The sequence below is a fragment of the Micromonospora jinlongensis genome (assembly GCF_013410645.1).
GTDB lineage: Bacteria > Actinomycetota > Actinomycetes > Mycobacteriales > Micromonosporaceae > Micromonospora > Micromonospora zamorensis.
The window spans coordinates 6,470,128-6,487,180 of sequence record NZ_JACCHK010000001.1; the positions used below are offsets into that span (position 1 = coordinate 6,470,128).

Sequence of the window (17,053 nt, forward strand, 5' to 3'; positions counted from 1 at the left end):
GGGGCGTCTCGACGCTCCGGGGGACGGTCGCTTCCACGAGGGCGCCGGTCCCTGCTGAACCGAACGGCCCGCCCGCACCTCACCCCTGGCGGAGCCAGACGGCACCGAGCGGCGGGACCTGGAGGGCCGCGGAGGCGACCATGCCGTGCCACGGCACGTCCTCGGCACGTACCTCGCCCAGGTTGCCCACCCCGGAGCCGCCGTAGTGGTGGGCGTCGGTGTTGAGCACCTCGGTCCACGTTCCGCCGGCCGGCAGGCCGATCCGGTAGTCGTGCAGCGGCTGGGCGGAGAAGTTCGCCACGCACACCAGCGTCGAGCCGTCCGGGGCGATCCGGACGAACGAGATGGTGTTGTTGGTGACGTCGTCGCCGGCGATCCACCGGAAGCCGGCCGGCTCGGTGTCCTGTGCCCAGAGCGCCGGGGTGTCCCGGTAGACGCGGTTGAGGTCGGCGACGAGGCGCTGCACCCCGGCGCGGGCCGGGTCGTGCAGCAGGTACCAGTCGAGGCCGCGCTCCTCGCTCCACTCCCGGTCGTCGGCCAGCTCGGAGCCCATGAAGAGCAGCTGCTTGCCCGGGTGCGCCCACATGTACGCCAACAGCGCCCGTACGTTCGCCAGCCGCTGCCAGGTGTCGCCGGGCATTTTGCCGGCCAGCGAGCCCTTGCCGTGCACCACCTCGTCGTGGCTGATCGGCAGCACGTAGTTCTCGCTCCAGGCGTACGCCAGGGAGAAGGTGAGCTGGTGGTGGTGGTGCTGGCGGTAGATCGGGTCCTTCGAGGTATAGAGCAGGGTGTCGTGCATCCAGCCCATGTTCCACTTGAACCCGAAGCCCAGCCCGCCCTCTGCCGTGGAGCTGGTGACACCCGGCCAGGCGGTGGACTCCTCGGCGATCATGACGACCCCGGCGTGGTGCTTGTAGACGGTCGCGTTGACCTCCTGCATGAGCGCGATGGCCTCCAGGTTCTCCCGGCCGCCGTACTGGTTGGGGGCCCATTCGCCGTGGTTGCGGGAGTAGTCGAGGTAGAGCATCGAGGCGACGGCGTCCACCCGCAGCCCGTCGACGTGGAACTGGTCGCACCAGTAGAGCGCGTTGGCGACCAGGAAGTTGCGCACCTCGTTGCGGCCGAAGTCGAAGACGTACGTACCCCAGTCGGGGTGTTCGCCACGGCGCGGATCGGGGTGCTCGTAGAGCGGGGTGCCGTCGAAGCGACCGAGGGCCCACTCGTCCTTGGGGAAGTGCGCGGGCACCCAGTCCAGGATCACGCCGATGCCCGCGGCGTGCAGCCGGTCGACCAGGTGCCGGAACTCGTCCGGGTCACCGAAGCGTGAGGTCGGCGCGTAGTAGCCGGTGACCTGGTAACCCCAGGAACCGCCGAACGGGTGCTCCATCACCGGCAGGAACTCCACGTGCGTGAAGCCCAACTCGGTGACGTACGTGGTGAGCTGGTCGGCCAGCTCGCGGTAGCTCAGCCCGGGTCGCCACGAACCGAGGTGCACCTCGTAGACGCTCATCGGCTCCTGGTGCGGCTGCCGTTCGGCCCGTCGGGCCAGCCAGTCCGCGTCGTTCCACCGGTACGTCGAGTGGTGCACCACCGAGGCGGTGGCCGGGGGCACCTCCGCGTACGCGGCCAGGGGGTCGGCCTTGTCCCGCCACTGCCCGTCGGCGCCCAGCACCCGGTACTTGTAGCGGGCTCCGACCCGGGCGTTGGGGACGAACAGTTCCCACACGCCGCTGGAGCCCAGCGAGCGCATCGGCCAGCCGTCGTCGGGCCCCCAGCCGGTGAAGTCGCCGACCACCCGGACCCCGCCGGCGTTGGGCGCCCACACGCTGAACGCCACGCCCTCGTCGAAGACCCGTGCGCCCAGGGCGTCCCACAGTCGCTCGTGCCGGCCCTCGCCGATCAGGTGCAGGTCCAGCTCGCCGAGAGTCGGCGGATAGCGGTACGGGTCGTCGTGCGCGGTGCCGTCGACCTCCACCCGGTAGTCGAGCACGGTGCCCTCGACCTGGGTCTCGAAGACGCCCACGTCGTGCACCCGCTTCATCGGGTGTCGCTCGTCGCCGACGAGCAGCACCACGTCGCCGGCGCCCCGGCGCATCGTGCGGATCGTCGTCGAGGAGTCGGCGGGGTGCGCGCCGAGCAGCGCGTGCGGGTCGTGCGTCGCGCCGGAGATCAGCTGGTCCATCGGGCGTCCTTCGGGGCGGCGTCGGTCGGTGCGGAGGCGGGCGGGCGGGTCGCCGATCGGCGCGGCGGGGTCGGTACCGGGCCCGACCGGCGGGGCGGAGTCGGAACGGGAGCTGTCGGCGCGGGAGCTGTCGGCGCGGTGCCGCCGGAGAGGTCCTCCGGCACCTCGGCGACGGTGAGGTCCGCCGGCTCGGCGCCCGCCGGCTGCGTCTCGGTCGGCGGGGCCGGCCGACGCACGGTCAGCACATGAGCCGGTTGCAGGTACGGGTCGAGCCGCACCGCGTTGCGTTGACCCCAGTCGTAGCTGGTGCCGGTCAGCTCGTCGTGCACGGTGAACCGCTCGTGCCAGTCGAAGCCCAGCGCCGGCATGTCGAGGGTGGTGTTGCCCCACTGCACCTCGCGCGAGTCGAACGAGCAGATCACGATGACCGCGTTGCCGGTCTCCGGGTCGTGCTTCGACCAGCAGAGCAGCGCTGGGTTGTCGATCTCGTGGAAGCGCAGGTTGCGGAGCTGGTGCAGGGCCGGATTGTCACGGCGTACCCGGTTGAGGGTCGTGAGGAACGGTGCCAGCGAACGGCCCTGCGCCTCGGCGCCGGCCCAGTCCCGGGGGCGCAGTTCGTACTTCTCGTTGTCCAGGTATTCCTCGGCGCCCGGCCGGGCCACGTGCTCGAACAGCTCGAAGCCGGCGTACATGCCCCAGGACGGGGAGAGCAGCGCGGCCAGCACCGCCCGGATCTTGAACATCGGCGGGCCGCCGTGCTGCAACGACTCGTGCAGGATGTCCGGCGTGTTCGGCCAGAAGTTCGGCCGCATGTAGTCGGCCGACTCGACCAGCTCCTCGCAGTACTCCCGCATCTCGGCCGCCGTCGTGCGCCAGGTGAAATAGGTGTACGACTGCGTGAAGCCGATCTTGCCGAGGCCATGCATGATGGCCGGCCGGGTGAACGCCTCGGCCAGGAACAGCACGTCCGGGTCGACCGCCTTCACCTCGGCGATCAACCAGTGCCAGAAGTCGAACGGCTTGGTGTGCGGGTTGTCCACCCGGAAGATCCGGATGCCCTCGCCGACCCAGTGCAGCACGACCCGCAGCACCTCGGCCCGGATGCCCTCCGGGTCGTTGTCGAAGTTGACCGGGTAGATGTCCTGGTATTTCTTCGGCGGGTTCTCCGCGTACGCGATGCTGCCATCGGCCCGGGTGGTGAACCACTCCGGGTGCTCGGTGACCCACGGGTGGTCCGGCGCGCACTGCAACGCCAGGTCCATCGCGACCTCCAGGCCCTGCGCCGCCGCCGCCTCGATGAAGGCGCGGAAGTCCGCGGGCGTACCCAGGTCGGGGTGGATGGTGTCGTGGCCGCCCTCGGCGGCGCCGATCGCCCACGGTGAGCCCACGTCGGTCGGCCCGGCCGTGAGCGCGTTGTTGCGGCCCTTGCGGTTGACCCGGCCGATCGGGTGGATCGGCGGCAGGTAGAGCACGTCGAAGCCCATCGCGGCCACGCCGGGCAGCCGGTCGGTGGCGGTGGCGAAGGTGCCGGAGCGGCCACCCACCGCCCCCTCTGAACGGGGGAAGAACTCATACCAGGCCGAGTAGAGCGCGCGCTTGCGGTCAACCCAGATCGAGTGTGTGTCACCGGTGGTGACCAGCTCCCGCACCGGGTGTTCCCAGAGCAGGTCGGCCAGTGCCAGTGCCGGGCCGACCCGCTGCGGCAGCGGCAGGTCGGTCTCGACCAGCGCGGTGAGGGCATCGGCGACACGGGGCCGGTCGGCGGTCGGGACGAGGTCCCGGGCGGCGGCGAGCACGCGTGCGCCCTCGGCCAGGTCGTTGGCCAGGTCCTCCGGCCCCTGCCCGGCGGCGATCTTCTTGATCACCGCGTTCTGCCAGGTCAGGTACGGGTCCTGGAACGCCTCGACGGCGAAGGACCAGGAGCCGACGGCGTCCGGCCGGATCGTGGCGTGCCACCGGTCCTGGCCGGGCTCGCCGGGGCGCATCCGGGTGAACGGCCGGGCTTCGCCGTCCGGACCCGTCCAGACCACGTTGCAGCCGAGCGCGTCGTGCCCCTCCCGGTAGGCGCGGGCCGACACCGGGACCGGCTCGTCGACCACCGCCTTGGCCGGGTACCGCCCGCACGAGACGACGGGGGAGACGTCTTCGATCGGGAACCGTCCAGTCACCCCGCCAACCTACTGCGCGAGATCCGTTCGCGCGCGGCCAAGCACGCCTGTCCATCCCACCCTTGCGGCGCGAGCCAGGATCCGTGCATTCGCGTCTTCGCGGTGCGGGTGACGTGACGTGACGTGACGTAGCCTCCGGCCATGATCAAGCAGGCGAGAGTCGCGGTAGTGGGTGTCGGCAACAACACTTCGGCGCTGGTGCAGGGAATCGCGCTCCACCGCCACAGCGGCAGTCTGGTGGGTGTCCGCAGGCCCGCCGTCGACGGGCTCGCGGTGGGCGACATCGAGTTCGTGGCGGCCTTCGCCACCTCTCAGGAGAAGATCGGGAAGGACCTGACCGAGGCGATCTTCCTGCCGCCCAACAATTTCCCCCGGCTCGACTGCGACCTGCCCGAGGCAGGTGTCCCCGTCACCAAGGGGCTGGTCGACGCGACCGGGGTGGACAGGGTGGCGGCGGCGCTGGCCGGGGCGGAGGTGCTGCTCTACTCGGCGCCGAGTGGCCGACCGGAGGTCGCCCGGGCGTACGCCGAGGCAGCGTGCAGGGCGGGCGTCGCCTTCATCAACACCACCGCCGACCCGATCGCCCGCGATCCGGAGGTGATGAGCAGGTTCGAGGCGGCCGGTCTGCCGCTGCTCGGAGATGACCTGGCCAGCCAGTTCGGCACCTCGGTGGTGCACAACGCGCTGCTGCGGCTGCTCCAGGAGCGGGGCCTCACGCTGGTCAGCTCCTACCAGGTCAATCTGGGCGGCACCGAGGACTTCCGCAACCTGGTCGAGAACCCCAACACCAAGAAGCGGTCCAAGCTCAACGCCCTGCCGGATGCCGGCAAGGTCGAGATGGCTCCGCTCGGGTACCTGCCGCACCTGCGATCACAGAAGGTGGCGCACCTCAACATCGAGGCGCGGGGTTGGGGCGAAACGGTGGTGAGCCTTGACGTGAAACTGAGGGTGGACGACCCCAGTGGCGCTGCCGGGGTCAACATCGACCTCATCCGCATCGCGGCCAGCGCGCTCCGCAACGGGCACGGTGGTCATCCCGCTCAGGCGACGTCCCTGCTCAAGTCTCCGCCCGGAACGGCGATCTGACTGGCGACGCAGGGCGTCGGGGAGACCGGGCGGGGCGTCGACCGTACGGGTGAGGGTTGCCCAGCCGGGGCGTCGGTGGAGGACGACGGTGAGTGAATGAGCGAATGACAATCCTCGCGATCGTCGTCGGCGGTGGCATCGGCGCCACCCTGCGTTACCTGCTGGGGCTCGGCCTCGCGCCGTCCACGCCACCTGACTTCCCCTGGGTCACCTTCGTGATCAACATGGTGGGCGCCTTCGCTCTCGGCGCCGTGATGACGCTGCTCGCGGCACATCGGCTGCCGGGCCCGTGGGGCAAGCCGTTTCTGTCGACCGGACTGATCGGCGGGTTCACGACCTGGTCGCACTTCATCGTCGAGGCTGACCAACTGATCGGGGCGCGGCGCAGTGGGATCGGGATCGTCTACCTCGTCGTGTCCATCGTCGGTGGGGTGATCGCGGCGGCGCTCGGCGCCCGTCTGGCGGAACTGCGGGTGGGGCACCCGGCGGGAAGGGGTGCGTGATGTGGGTGGGCATCGGAGTGTTCCTGGCCGGCGGGCTGGGTGCGCTGTCCCGGGCCGGGGTGGACGCGCTGGTGAAGCCGTGGTGGAGCAGGCGGGCCAACGGGCCCAGCAAGGCCTTCCCGGCGAGCACCTTCCTGATCAATGTCTCCGGCGCCTTCGTGCTCGGCATCGTCACTGGCTACGCGGTGAAACACACCGCCGCTGGCGCGCAGGACTTCGCCACGATCGTCGGCGTCGGCTTCCTCGGCGCGTACACCACCTTCTCCACCGAGGAATGGCACTCCCTGGGACTGCTGCGCAAGAACGCCGCCGTCGAGGCCTTCAACGTACTCGGCAGCCTCTGCGCGAGCCTCGTGCTGGCCGCGCTCGGCCTGTGGCTCGGCAGCTTGATCTAGGCGCAGGCACGCCGGTCCGGCGGCGTTCTCCGTCAGGCCCCCTACGCCAGCAGCGAGCGGTAGATGTCGAGCGTCTGCCGGGCGATGGCGTCCCAGGAGAAGTGCTCCACGGCGCGCCGCCGACCGGCCTGACCGAACCGGGCGGTACGCGCCGGGTCGGCGAGCAGCGTGTTGATCGCCGACGCCAGGTCGGCGACGAACTTCTCCGGCTCCAACGGGGTCCCCGAGCCGTCGCTGACCTGCTCGATCGGCACCAGCAGGCCCGTCTCGTCGTCGGACACGACCTCGGGAATGCCGCCGGTCGCGGTCGCCACCACGGCCGTCTCGCAGGCCATCGCCTCCAGGTTGACGATGCCCATCGGCTCGTAGATCGACGGGCAGGCGAAGACGGTGGCGTGCGTGAGCACCTGGATCACCTCCGGCTTGGGCAGCATCTCCGCCACCCAGACCACGCCGGAGCGGTTGGCCCGCAACTCGGCGACCAGGTCCTCCACCTCGGCGGCGATCTCGGCCGTGTCCGGCGCGCCGGCGAGCAGCACGAGCTGGGTGTCCGCCGGCAACTCCCGGGCGGCTCGCAGCAGGTAGGGCAGGCCCTTCTGCCGGGTGATCCTGCCCACGTAGACCACGCTGGGTCGGGACGGGTCGACACCGAGCCGGACCAGCACGTCGGTGCCGGAGTCCGGGGCGTACTGGATGGTGTCGATGCCGTTGTAGACCACCCGGACCCGGGACGGGTCGATCTGCGGGTAGGCGGTCAGCACGTCGTTGCGCATCCCCCCACTGACCGCGATCACGGCGTCGGCGGCCTCCATGGCGGTGCGCTCGATCCAGGACGAGAGCGCGTAACCGCCGCCGAGCTGCTCGGCCTTCCACGGCCGCAGCGGCTCCAGACTGTGCGCGGTCACCACGTGCGGCACCCCGTGCAGCAGCTTCGCGGTGTGGCCGGCCATGTTCGCGTACCAGGTGTGGCTGTGCACCACGTCGGCGCCGGCCGCGGCGGCGGCCATCTCCAGATCCACGCCCATCGTGCGCAGCGCGGCGTTCGCGCCGGTCAGGCCGGGCGGTTCGGCGTACGCGGTGACGCCCGGCTCGCTGCGCGGCAGACCGAAGCAGTGCACGCGGACGTCGGTGAGGCGGCGCAACTCCCGGGCCAGGTACTCGACGTGCACCCCGGCGCCGCCGTAGACCTCCGGCGGGTACTCGCGGGTGAGCAGATCGACGCGCAGCGGGGTGGGTTCCGTCATGACCCCGCACCCTAGTGCAGAAGAGTCCCCGTACGAGTGGTGAAGTGGGGCGAGGGTGGATAGCGTCGGGGCATGGCTGCCAAGGTGCTCGCGATCGTCCTGGCGGGTGGTGAGGGCAAGCGCCTGATGCCACTCACCACGGATCGGGCCAAGCCGGCCGTCCCGTTCGGCGGGATGTACCGCATGGTCGACTTCGTCCTCTCCAACCTGGCCAACGCCGGCTATCTCAAGATCGTCGTGCTGACCCAGTACAAGTCCCACTCCCTCGACCGACACATCACCAAGACCTGGCGGATGTCCACGCTGCTCGGCAACTACGTCACCCCGGTGCCCGCGCAGCAGCGTCGCGGCCCGTGGTGGTTCGCCGGCTCGGCCGACGCCATCTACCAGAGCTTCAACCTCATCAACGACGAGCAGCCTGACTACGTGATCGTCTTCGGCGCCGACCACATCTACCGGATGGACCCCCGGCAGATGGTGGAGGACCACATCGCCTCCGGCGCCGCGGTGACCGTCGCCGGCATCCGCCAGCCGCTGTCGATGGCCGACCAGTTCGGCGTCATCGAGGTCGGCGAGGACGGCAAGCGGATCCGGGCGTTCCGCGAGAAGCCCACCGACGCGGTGGGTCTGCCCGACGCACCGGACGAGATCTACGCCTCGATGGGCAACTACGTCTTCACCACCCGCGCGCTCTGCGAAGCGGTCGAGCGCGACGCCGAAGACAAGACCAGCAAGCACGACATGGGCGGCAGCATCATTCCGATGCTGGTGGAGCGCGGCGAGGCCAACGTCTACGACTTCCGCGACAACGAGGTGCCGGGCAGCACCGACCGCGACCGTGGCTACTGGCGGGATGTGGGGACGCTCGACTCGTTCTACGACGCGCACATGGATCTGATCAACGTGCACCCCGTGTTCAACATGTACAACTTCGACTGGCCGATCTACACCGAGCAGCCGCCGTGGCCGCCGGCGAAATTCGTCCACCAGTGGGGTGAGCGGGTCGGCCGGGCGGTCGGCTCGATGGTCTCCCCGGGCGTGGTGATCTCCGGCTCGTTGGTGGAGAACTCGATCGTCTCGCCGAAGGTGCGGGTGCACTCGTGGGCGCACGTCGAGGGCTCGGTGCTGATGGAGGGTGTGGAGATCGGCCGGCACGCGGTGGTCCGGCGAGCGATCCTGGACAAGAACGTCTTCGTCCCGGAGGGCGCCGAGATCGGCGTCGACCTGGAGAAGGACCGGCAGCGCTACACCGTCTCCGACAACGGCATCGTAGTGATCGGCAAGGGCCAGAAGGTCGAGCCGTGACCGACCCGCACTCCCCGAGGAGGATCCCGCAGTGACCCACCCCCGTGCCGGCCAGCCCGCCGAGCCCGCCGACCTGGTCGACGTGCCGCGCCTGGTGACCGCCTACTACGCCGAGCATCCGGATCCCACGGACCCGGCGCAACAGGTCTCGTTCGGCACCTCCGGGCACCGCGGCTCCAGCCTGCGCAACGCGTTCAACTCCGACCACATCCTCGCGGTCACCCAGGCGCTCTGCGACTATCGACGGGAGCAGGGCCTGGACGGGCCGCTCTTCCTCGCCCGCGACACCCACGCGCTCTCCGCGCCGGCCGCGGTGGACGCCCTGGAGGTGCTCGCCGCCAACGGGGTCACCGTGCTGGTGGACAGCCGCGACGGCTACACCCCCACGCCGGCGCTGTCGCACGCGATCCTCACCCACAACCGGGGTCGCACCAGCGGGCTCGCCGACGGCATCGTCATCACCCCGTCGCACAACCCGCCCGACGACGGCGGTTTCAAGTACAACCCCACCAACGGCGGGCCGGCCGACACCGACGTCACCCGGTGGATCCAGGACCGGGCCAACGCCATCCTCACCGGCGGGCTCAAGGAGGTCCGCCGGATCACCTACGCGCGGGCCCGGGCCGCGGACACCACCGGGGAGTACGACTTCCTCGCCCACTACGTCGACGACCTGCCGTCGGCGATCGACATCGACGCCATCCGCGATGCCGGGGTCCGGATCGGCGCGGACCCGCTGGGCGGGGCCAGCGTGGCGTACTGGGGTGAGATCGCCGAGCGGCACCGGCTGGATCTGACAGTGGTCAACCCGACGGTCGACCCGACCTGGCGGTTCATGACCCTGGACGGCGACGGCAAGATCCGGATGGACTGCTCCTCGCCCAACGCGATGGCGTCGCTGATCGCCGCTCGCGCCGACTACCAGATCTCCACGGGCAACGACGCGGACGCCGACCGGCACGGCATCGTCACCCCCGACGCCGGCCTGATGAACCCCAACCACTACCTGGCGGTGGCGATCGGTCACCTGTTCCGTACCCGTACCGAATGGGGTCCGGACGCTGCGGTGGGCAAGACGCTGGTCTCCTCGTCGATGATCGACCGGGTCGCCGCGGACCTGGGCCGGCCGCTGCTGGAGGTGCCGGTCGGCTTCAAGTGGTTCGTGCCGGGCCTGCTCGATGGCGCGGTCGGTTTCGGCGGCGAGGAGAGCGCCGGGGCGTCGTTCCTGCGCCGCGACGGTTCCACCTGGACCACCGACAAGGACGGCCTGCTGCTCTGCCTGCTCGCCTCCGAGATCCTGGCCACCACCGGGCGCAGCCCGAGCGAGCACTGGGCGGAGCTGGCCGAGAGGTTCGGTGCGCCCTCGTACGCCCGGATCGACGCCCCGGCCACCCGGGAGCAGAAGGCCGTGCTCGGCAAGCTCTCACCGGACCAGGTCACCGCCACGGAGCTGGCCGGCGAGCCGATCACCGCGACGCTGACCACCGCTCCCGGCAACAACGCCCCGATCGGCGGCCTCAAGGTCAGCACGAAGTCCGGCTGGTTCGCCGCGCGCCCGTCCGGCACCGAGGACGTCTACAAGATCTACGCCGAGTCCTTCCAGGGCCCCGACCACCTCAAGAAGATCCAGGAAGAAGCCAAAGCCCTGGTAGACCAAGCCCTAACCGCCTAACCCCGGGCCGAACGTCCGAACGTCCGTGTTGATCATGAAGTTATTGCCCTGCACCTCGGCGTGTCGCGGCAATAACTTCATGATCGACGGGATGGGTGGGGTGGGTTCAGCAGGGTGGGGGGATTTCTTGTTGGGTGCGTCGGCGTAACTCCTCGGGGAGCAGCTCGCGGAGCTGCTCGGGGAGGAACGGCAGGTCGAGCAGGGTCATCTTCAACTGGTTGCGCTCCTGGTAGCGCAGCGGGTCGAAACGGACCACCAGGCCGGCGTTGCGGCGGTACGTGATGTCCACGGTCCCCTCCGTCGCCGCGTCGCGGAACACCAGCCCGTCCATCTCCACCACGACCGGCGACGAGTCGGGTCGGATCTCCAGCCGGATCTTTTCGTCCGCCGAGAGCACCACCGACCGGGAGATGCCGGCCATCGGCGCCGACGGCGTGATCACCACCGAGTCGGCGGCGGGGGAGATCAGTGGGCCGCCGGCGGCGTAGCTGTAGGCCGTCGAGCCGATCGGGGTGCTGACCACCACGGCGTCGCTGCGGTAGTAGCCGTACTGCTGGCCGTCGATGGCGAGCGTGACGCTGACGAAGCCGGAGCCGGGCTGGCGCACCAGCGCGATGTCGTTGAACGCCACGACGTCGTCGCCGCACACGTCGCAGGCCAGGCAGGCGTGCGACTCGATGGTGAAGTCCTTCGACAGCAGCCGGCTCAGCGCATCGGGTAGCTCCGGCGGCTCGACCTCGACGAGGAACCCCAGATGACCCAGGTGTACGCCGAGCACCGGCTTCGGGTCGCGGATGGCGGAGCGCAGCGCACCGAGCATCGTGCCGTCGCCGCCGACGCTGATCAACGCGTCGGCCCGGGCGGCGACCTCGTCCGCCGGCACCGGTTCGACGCAGGACGGCACCCGGTGCCGGTCCTCCTCGCGCACGATCAGCGTCTTGCGGTGGCGCGTCGCCCACCGTTCGATGATCCCGACCACCTCGGTGACATCCCGGGTGGGGTGCAGCACAAGTCCCAGCCCCGACACCCGTACAGCTCATCACATCGGTGGCGAGCGCACCCGGCGTACACCGGAAGGTGTGCTGGCACGCCGAGGGCGTATCCGCAGGTGTACGGCGGTGACCGTGGTCGGTCCGAAGCAGAGCTGCGCTCAGAAGTTCCGTCACCTCGGCTCGACGGGATCGTTACGGAGGTGTCTGGTCCGATCACGTTGTGCCATGTTCTCCGCCGATTGCTCAGTAAGTGAGGTCGACAGGTGCCCAGTCGCGTTCGCACGATGATCCGCAGGGTCCAGGACCACCTCGCCGGCTCCCGTGATCCGGAGGCGTTCGCCCGGTCACTTGGTGTGAAGCTGAACGGCCGGGTCAAGTTCTACGCGGTGAACCGTGCGATGTTCGGGTCCGAGCCCTGGTTGATCACCATGGGGGACAACGTCTACATCACCGCCGGGGTCCAGTTCGTGACCCATGACGGTGGCACCCTGATCCTGCGCAAGGACCACCCCGAGCTGGACTGGACGGCCCCGATCACCATCGGCAACGACGTCTACATCGGCATGCGGTCGATGATCCTGGCTGGGGTCAACATCGGCAACAGGTGCGTGATCGGGGCGGGGTCGATCGTTACCCGCGACATCCCGGACAACACCGTGGCGGCCGGAGTGCCGGCTCGCCCGCTGCGCACCACCGACGAGTATCTGAAGCAGTTGCAGGCCAAGTCGCTGGGCATCGGCCATCTCGCGGTCCAGGCGAAGCACGAGGCGATCAAGAAGATCTACGGTGTGACGACGGTCTGACGCCGCCCTCCGGGGCGGCTCGCGGCTAGGCCCGCCGGTAGGCGACCCGGGGCGCGGGCAGTTGGTGGACGCCGGCGATGGTGATGGTCCCCAGCGCCCCGGTCACCCCGGTCGCCTCGTAGCCGAAACGGTCGCCGGTCATGGCCGCCGAGCTGGTGCCGAGGTTCAGCGGGGTCGCGCTGCCGGTGGTGCTGGTCCGTAACGTGGGCGGGGTGGTGGAGGTCGCCTGCCACACGTGTCCGTACCAGTGCCAGCCGACTGGCAGGACCACCGGCGTCGCCAGGACCGATTCCTTCACCCCGGTGGACGTGACGTCCAGCGTGCCGAAGTCGGCGATCGGGCGGTTCGTCACGGGCCAGCCGGTGGCCGGATCGTGGCCGTAGACGCCGTGCCGCAGGACGCCGGTGCCGGCCCCGGTCACCTCGACGCACACCCGGTCGACCGGAGTGGCCTCGGCCAGGTACGTCGGGTGCAGGAGGAGGCGCTGGTAGGTGCCCGCGCAGGTGGTGCTGCCGGTCTCGCCGGCCACGGGCAGGAAGTAGGTGCCCACCCCGTGCGTCGCCCCGGGCAAGGCCTCCATGCGTGGCTCGTAGGGCTCCGCGAGCCACATGCCGTACCCGGGGGACGTCGGCACCTCGTACGGGATTCCGTCGGCGGTGACCCGGTCCGGCACCCGGAGGTTCGTCGGCCCGGCCGGGACCAGCCTCCGGTTGAGCAGCTCCGCAGCGTGCATGCGAGCACCGGTGACGGTGCCGACCCGCTCGATCATGGCGAACTCGTGGGTGCCGTCCGACACGATGATCTCGGTGGCGGTGCGGGGTGGGGGAAGGTACCGGCGGTAGGCGGTGCCAGCCGCCGACTCCCCGGCCTCGAGAGTGCGGCCCCACACCAGCTGCGGATAGTTCTTCTTGAAGCTGGAGCTGATGAACCAGCCCTTCGCTGTGGTGTACCTGACCCGGATCTGGGGGTGCCCGTCACCGATCGGCAGCAGGCCGACGGTGATGCCCCACTGCGGGACGCCATTTGCGTCGACCGCCCACTGGGTCATGCTGCTCGCCGGCATCAGCGGGTTCTTCAGGGTCGCCGGGGTGATATCGGTGAGCGCGGGAAGCGTGTCGATGTTGGCCCACGTCGACCAGTCCAGGGTGCCGGCGACGCCCACGTTCGGCATGAACTGCCTGCGGGTGCCGCCCGTCGGCGCGGTCAGCGGAAAGCACTGGGTGACGCCCATGTTCAGTGTGAACTTCTGCAGAGCGGTCACCCGCTGGGCGACGACCAGCGTGCCCCGCGACCAGCGGTAGATATTGCCGACGTGGCACAGCGAGGGTGCCTGCGGCATGATCGTGGAGATCGGTGTGCCGATGTTCGCCTGCGCGGTGTCGATCATTCCTCGGTACGACGAGATGTTGTACGACTCCTCGATCGTCAACGCCTGCCCCGTCGACGTGCCGTCGGGGACCGGCCGGCCGTCCAGCTCGACGGTCACGGTGCGGGAGTGGGTGGCGGGGAGAATCTGTACTGCCGGAATGAGGATGTCCTGGATCGGCACGGTGGCCGCGTGGGTCGCACCCGACAGGTGGGTGAGCGGTGCCGATGGCGGGATCTTCACACCCTCGGCGATGCCGCCGACGATCGTGTACGGGTTACCGAACAACAGGTTGTCGCCGTCGATGATCGCCAACAGGGTGTAGACGCGCGCCCCGTCGGTCCACCGCGAGCCCACGTCGGCCGTCGTCTTGCCGTGGTTGGCCAGGGCGATCCGGTTGCCGACGCTGTAGCCGTGGTTGCCGCCGACGTACGACCAGCCGGTGTTGATCGGACAGTTGTCGTCCGACGTGTCGTGGATCTTCGTGCCGATGCTCGAGGGTACGACCGGCCAGACCTGGGCGTCGGTCGCGGTCGTCGGTACGAGCATGACCTGCGGGAGGCCGGCGTGCCACAGGCCGACCATGGTGGCGGGAGGGTACGCCAGATTCACCGGCATCATCACGTCGCGGGTGTTGTCGAACCGGGACCGGATGGAGAGTGTGCTGCCGCCCCGGTACACAGTCATATCGATCATGATTAACACCCCTGGACCTCATCCTCACCCATTGGCGGGAATGTTGCCATCGACAAATGGACGAGGTTCGCTGCTGCTCGTGGCAGCCGCATCGATTAATCGGGATTACGCCCTTTTCCCGTTAGGGAATTCCCGTTACTGAGCGCTGTCCTCGCTCGATGTACAGGTGGTCGGTCCACACACCGAGGGGTTGTCGATGCGCATTCTGATCACTGGCGGGGCCGGTTTCATCGGTTCGAACCTGGCCCGCGCCGCGTTGGTCGATCCTGCGGTGAAGGAAGTGGCCATCCTCGACGACCTGTCGGTCGGACTGCGGAGCAACCTCGACGGGCTGGATGTCGACTTCGTCGAGGGGTCGATCCTGGATCCCGGTGCGTTGGACGCCGCGATGGCCGGACGGGAGGCCGTCGTCCACCTGGCGGCGCTGCCCAGCGTGCCCCGTTCGCTGAGCGACCCGCTCGCCTCCCACCACGCGAACGCGACGGGCACGCTCATGGTCCTCGAGGCGGCGCGACGGCACGACGTCGGCCACGTCCTGGTCGCCTCCTCCTCGTCGGTCTACGGGTTGAACCCCGCGCTACCGAAGGAGGAGCTCACCTGGACCAGGCCGATGAGCCCCTACGCTGCCAGCAAGCTCGCCACCGAGGCGTACGCCCTCGCCCACCAGGCATCGTTCGGTCTGCCGACGCTGGCGTTCCGGTTCTTCAACGTGTTCGGCCCCGGGCAGCGGCATGACCATGCCTACGCCGCGGTCATCCCCCGGTTCGTCCACGCGGCCCTGCGGGGGGAGCCCGTGGTGCTGCACGGCGACGGCACCCAGTCCCGCGACTTCACCTTCGTCGGCACCGTGTGCGAGGTCATTCTCGACGCAATCCGTCGGCGCGTGCACCACCCGCACCCGGTCAACCTCGCCTTCGGCGCGCGGGCGAGTCTGCTGCAGGTGCTGGACGAACTCACCGAGTTGCTGGACCGCCCGATCGCCCGCGAGTACGCAGCGCCCCGCGTCGGGGATGTCCCCCACTCGTTGGCCGACAACACCAGGCTGCGGGCGCTGTTCCCGGACGTCGTGCCGATCGACCGGACCGACGGGCTCCGGGCGACGATCGAGTGGATGGCCGGGCTGTTGCACGTCGAACACGCCGCACAGCGGTGACCCAGAAGTCAACGAGCAGGGCAGGGCGGGCCCAACTCACCGCCGACCCGCCCCTCCCACCCCCCGGCGCACCGGCCGCGCCGGGGGTCCAGGCCCGACGCGGCCTGTCGCGACTCCTGCCGGCGGGGCGCGACCGCAGACTCAGCGTCGACATCGCCACCTCCCTGGTCGCCAAGGGCGTGGGTCTCGCCGCGCCACTGGTCATCACCCCGGCGTGCTTCCGATATCTCGGTGACCAGCGCTACGGCCTGTGGATGGCGATCACCGCGCTCACCGGGATGGCCTGGTTCGCCGACCTGGGGCTCGGCAACGGTCTGCTCACCCGGCTGAGTCTCCTCGCCGACGACCCCCGCCAGCGGGCGCGGGAGATCTCCAGCGCGTACGCCACGCTCGGTGTGGTCGCGATGGCCCTGCTGGCCGGACTCGTCCTGATCGAACCCGTGGTGCCCTGGGCCCGGGTGTTCGGCGTCACCGACCCCGCCATCGCCACGGAGGCGTCGGCCCTCGCCCTGCTCTGCTTCGGCGCCTTCGCGGTCAACGTTCCGCTCTCGCTGATCCAACGGGTCCAGTACGCCCGCGGGCAGGTTACCCAGAGCAACGCGTGGCAGGCGGCCGGTGCCCTGGCCTCGATGGTGGCCGTGCTCGCCGCGATCGCCGCCGGGAGTAGCCCGCTGACGGTGATCGCCTGCGCCGTGCTGGCCGTCCCGCTGACCAACCTGATCAACACCCTCGTCTACTTCTGGCGGCAGGAGTCCACCGCACGACCGCGACCCGGGCTGGTGCACCGGGCCACGGCGGTGGGCCTGCTCCGGCTGGGCCTCCAGTTCTTCGCGCTCTCGGCGATGTCGTCGATCGCGCTGAATGTGGACAACCCGCTGGTGGCACACGTCCTCGGGCTCAGCGTCGCCGCGTACTACGCGGTCGTCGGGAAGCTCTTCGGCGTCCTGTCACTGTTCGTCGCGCTGGTCGGGATGACGGTCTGGCCGGCCAACGGAGCCGCCCTCGCCCGTGGCGACATCGCCTGGGTACGCCGGACCACCCGACGGATGGTGCTGCTCAACGGCCTGATCGTGGGAACGGCCGGGCTCGCGCTGGTCGTTCTCGGTCACCGGCTGCTCGACCTGTGGGTCGGTGGGGTCGACACGGCGGTGGTGCCGGTCACCGTCCTGGCCGGGCTTGCGCTCTGGTCGTTCCTGGTGGCGGTCGCCTCCCCGCTGCTTCTCGTACAGAACAGCATCGGCCTCCTTCGACCGCAGTTCGTCGGCTGGGCGGCCTTCCTGCTGCTCGCGACGGCGCTGAAGCTCGCCGGGCTACGGGAGTTCGGGCTGGTGGGCCTGCCGCTGGCTGGCTGCCTGGCCTACCTGCTCACCATCTGGCCCGCCGCCATCGTCGGTTACCGGCGCGCGCTGGCCAGGTCCGACCGTGCCGCCGCGCGCAGCGGGTCCGAGGTGGCGGTGTGACCGTCCGCCGTCCAGGCCGGCGGGGATC

The 17,053-nt window shown here is 70.0% G+C and carries 13 protein-coding genes; 8 read left to right on the plus strand and 5 right to left on the minus strand.

The window, feature by feature from the left end; all coding sequences use genetic code 11:
• Positions 1–79: 79 nt before the first annotated feature.
• Complete coding sequence (gene glgB / locus HNR22_RS29150; RefSeq protein WP_179783064.1) at positions 80–2,182, minus strand: 1,4-alpha-glucan branching protein GlgB; 2,103 nt, start codon at positions 2,180–2,182, stop codon at positions 80–82.
• Complete coding sequence (locus HNR22_RS29155) at positions 2,170–4,350, minus strand: maltotransferase domain-containing protein (protein ID WP_179783065.1); 2,181 nt, start codon at positions 4,348–4,350, stop codon at positions 2,170–2,172. The genes glgB and HNR22_RS29155 overlap by 13 nt, the downstream gene beginning before the upstream one ends.
• A 141-nt stretch (positions 4,351–4,491) precedes the next feature.
• On the opposite strand from HNR22_RS29155, the gene HNR22_RS29160 reads away from it, so the two are divergent.
• The 3 genes from HNR22_RS29160 to HNR22_RS29170 all read left to right on the plus strand — a co-directional run bounded on the left by HNR22_RS29160 (position 4,492) and on the right by HNR22_RS29170 (position 6,334).
• On the plus strand, positions 4,492–5,436 hold the full coding sequence (locus HNR22_RS29160) for an inositol-3-phosphate synthase (protein ID WP_179783066.1): 945 nt from the start codon (positions 4,492–4,494) through the stop codon (positions 5,434–5,436).
• A gap of 104 nt (positions 5,437–5,540) precedes the next feature.
• Positions 5,541–5,939, plus strand: coding sequence for a fluoride efflux transporter CrcB (gene crcB / locus HNR22_RS29165; RefSeq protein ID WP_141908682.1), 399 nt, complete (start codon positions 5,541–5,543; stop codon positions 5,937–5,939).
• A complete protein-coding gene (locus HNR22_RS29170; protein WP_179783067.1) occupies positions 5,939–6,334 on the plus strand; it encodes a fluoride efflux transporter FluC in 396 nt (131 codons plus the stop codon). The genes crcB and HNR22_RS29170 overlap by 1 nt, the downstream gene beginning before the upstream one ends.
• 41 nt (positions 6,335–6,375) lie before the next feature.
• On the opposite strand, the gene glgA is transcribed toward HNR22_RS29170, so the two are convergent.
• Positions 6,376–7,578, minus strand: a complete 1,203-nt coding sequence (gene glgA / locus HNR22_RS29175) for a glycogen synthase (protein ID WP_246381018.1) — start codon at positions 7,576–7,578, stop codon at positions 6,376–6,378.
• 72 nt (positions 7,579–7,650) lie between these two features.
• On the opposite strand from glgA, the gene glgC reads away from it, so the two are divergent.
• Together glgC and pgm are read left to right on the plus strand one after the other, a co-directional pair.
• Complete coding sequence (gene glgC, locus HNR22_RS29180) at positions 7,651–8,883, plus strand: glucose-1-phosphate adenylyltransferase (RefSeq protein WP_124823459.1); 1,233 nt, start codon at positions 7,651–7,653, stop codon at positions 8,881–8,883.
• 31 nt (positions 8,884–8,914) lie between these two features.
• Positions 8,915–10,555: a phosphoglucomutase (alpha-D-glucose-1,6-bisphosphate-dependent) gene (gene pgm / locus HNR22_RS29185; RefSeq protein WP_179783068.1), complete on the plus strand. Its 1,641-nt coding sequence runs from the start codon at positions 8,915–8,917 to the stop codon at positions 10,553–10,555.
• 106 nt (positions 10,556–10,661) lie between these two features.
• Here pgm and HNR22_RS29190 read toward each other — a convergent pair whose 3' ends face one another.
• Positions 10,662–11,573 (minus strand): NAD(+)/NADH kinase, encoded by a 912-nt coding sequence (locus HNR22_RS29190; RefSeq protein WP_218908509.1) that lies wholly within the window; start codon positions 11,571–11,573, stop codon positions 10,662–10,664.
• Between the two features lie 258 nt (positions 11,574–11,831).
• Between HNR22_RS29190 and HNR22_RS29195 the strand changes: the two genes are divergently transcribed.
• A complete protein-coding gene (locus HNR22_RS29195) occupies positions 11,832–12,350 on the plus strand; it encodes a DapH/DapD/GlmU-related protein (RefSeq protein ID WP_099851971.1) in 519 nt (172 codons plus the stop codon).
• A gap of 25 nt (positions 12,351–12,375) precedes the next feature.
• On the opposite strand, the gene HNR22_RS29200 is transcribed toward HNR22_RS29195, so the two are convergent.
• The gene (locus HNR22_RS29200; RefSeq protein ID WP_179783070.1) at positions 12,376–14,403 is read right to left on the minus strand and encodes a hypothetical protein; all 2,028 of its coding nucleotides are present in this window, start codon (positions 14,401–14,403) and stop codon (positions 12,376–12,378) included.
• 205 nt (positions 14,404–14,608) lie between these two features.
• Between HNR22_RS29200 and HNR22_RS29205 the strand changes: the two genes are divergently transcribed.
• Both HNR22_RS29205 and HNR22_RS29210 read left to right on the plus strand, forming a co-directional pair.
• A complete protein-coding gene (locus HNR22_RS29205) occupies positions 14,609–15,565 on the plus strand; it encodes an NAD-dependent epimerase/dehydratase family protein (RefSeq protein ID WP_179783071.1) in 957 nt (318 codons plus the stop codon).
• A complete protein-coding gene (locus tag HNR22_RS29210) occupies positions 15,562–17,025 on the plus strand; it encodes an oligosaccharide flippase family protein (RefSeq protein WP_179783072.1) in 1,464 nt (487 codons plus the stop codon). Before HNR22_RS29205 ends, HNR22_RS29210 begins: the two co-directional genes overlap by 4 nt.
• Positions 17,026–17,053: the final 28 nt, after the last annotated feature.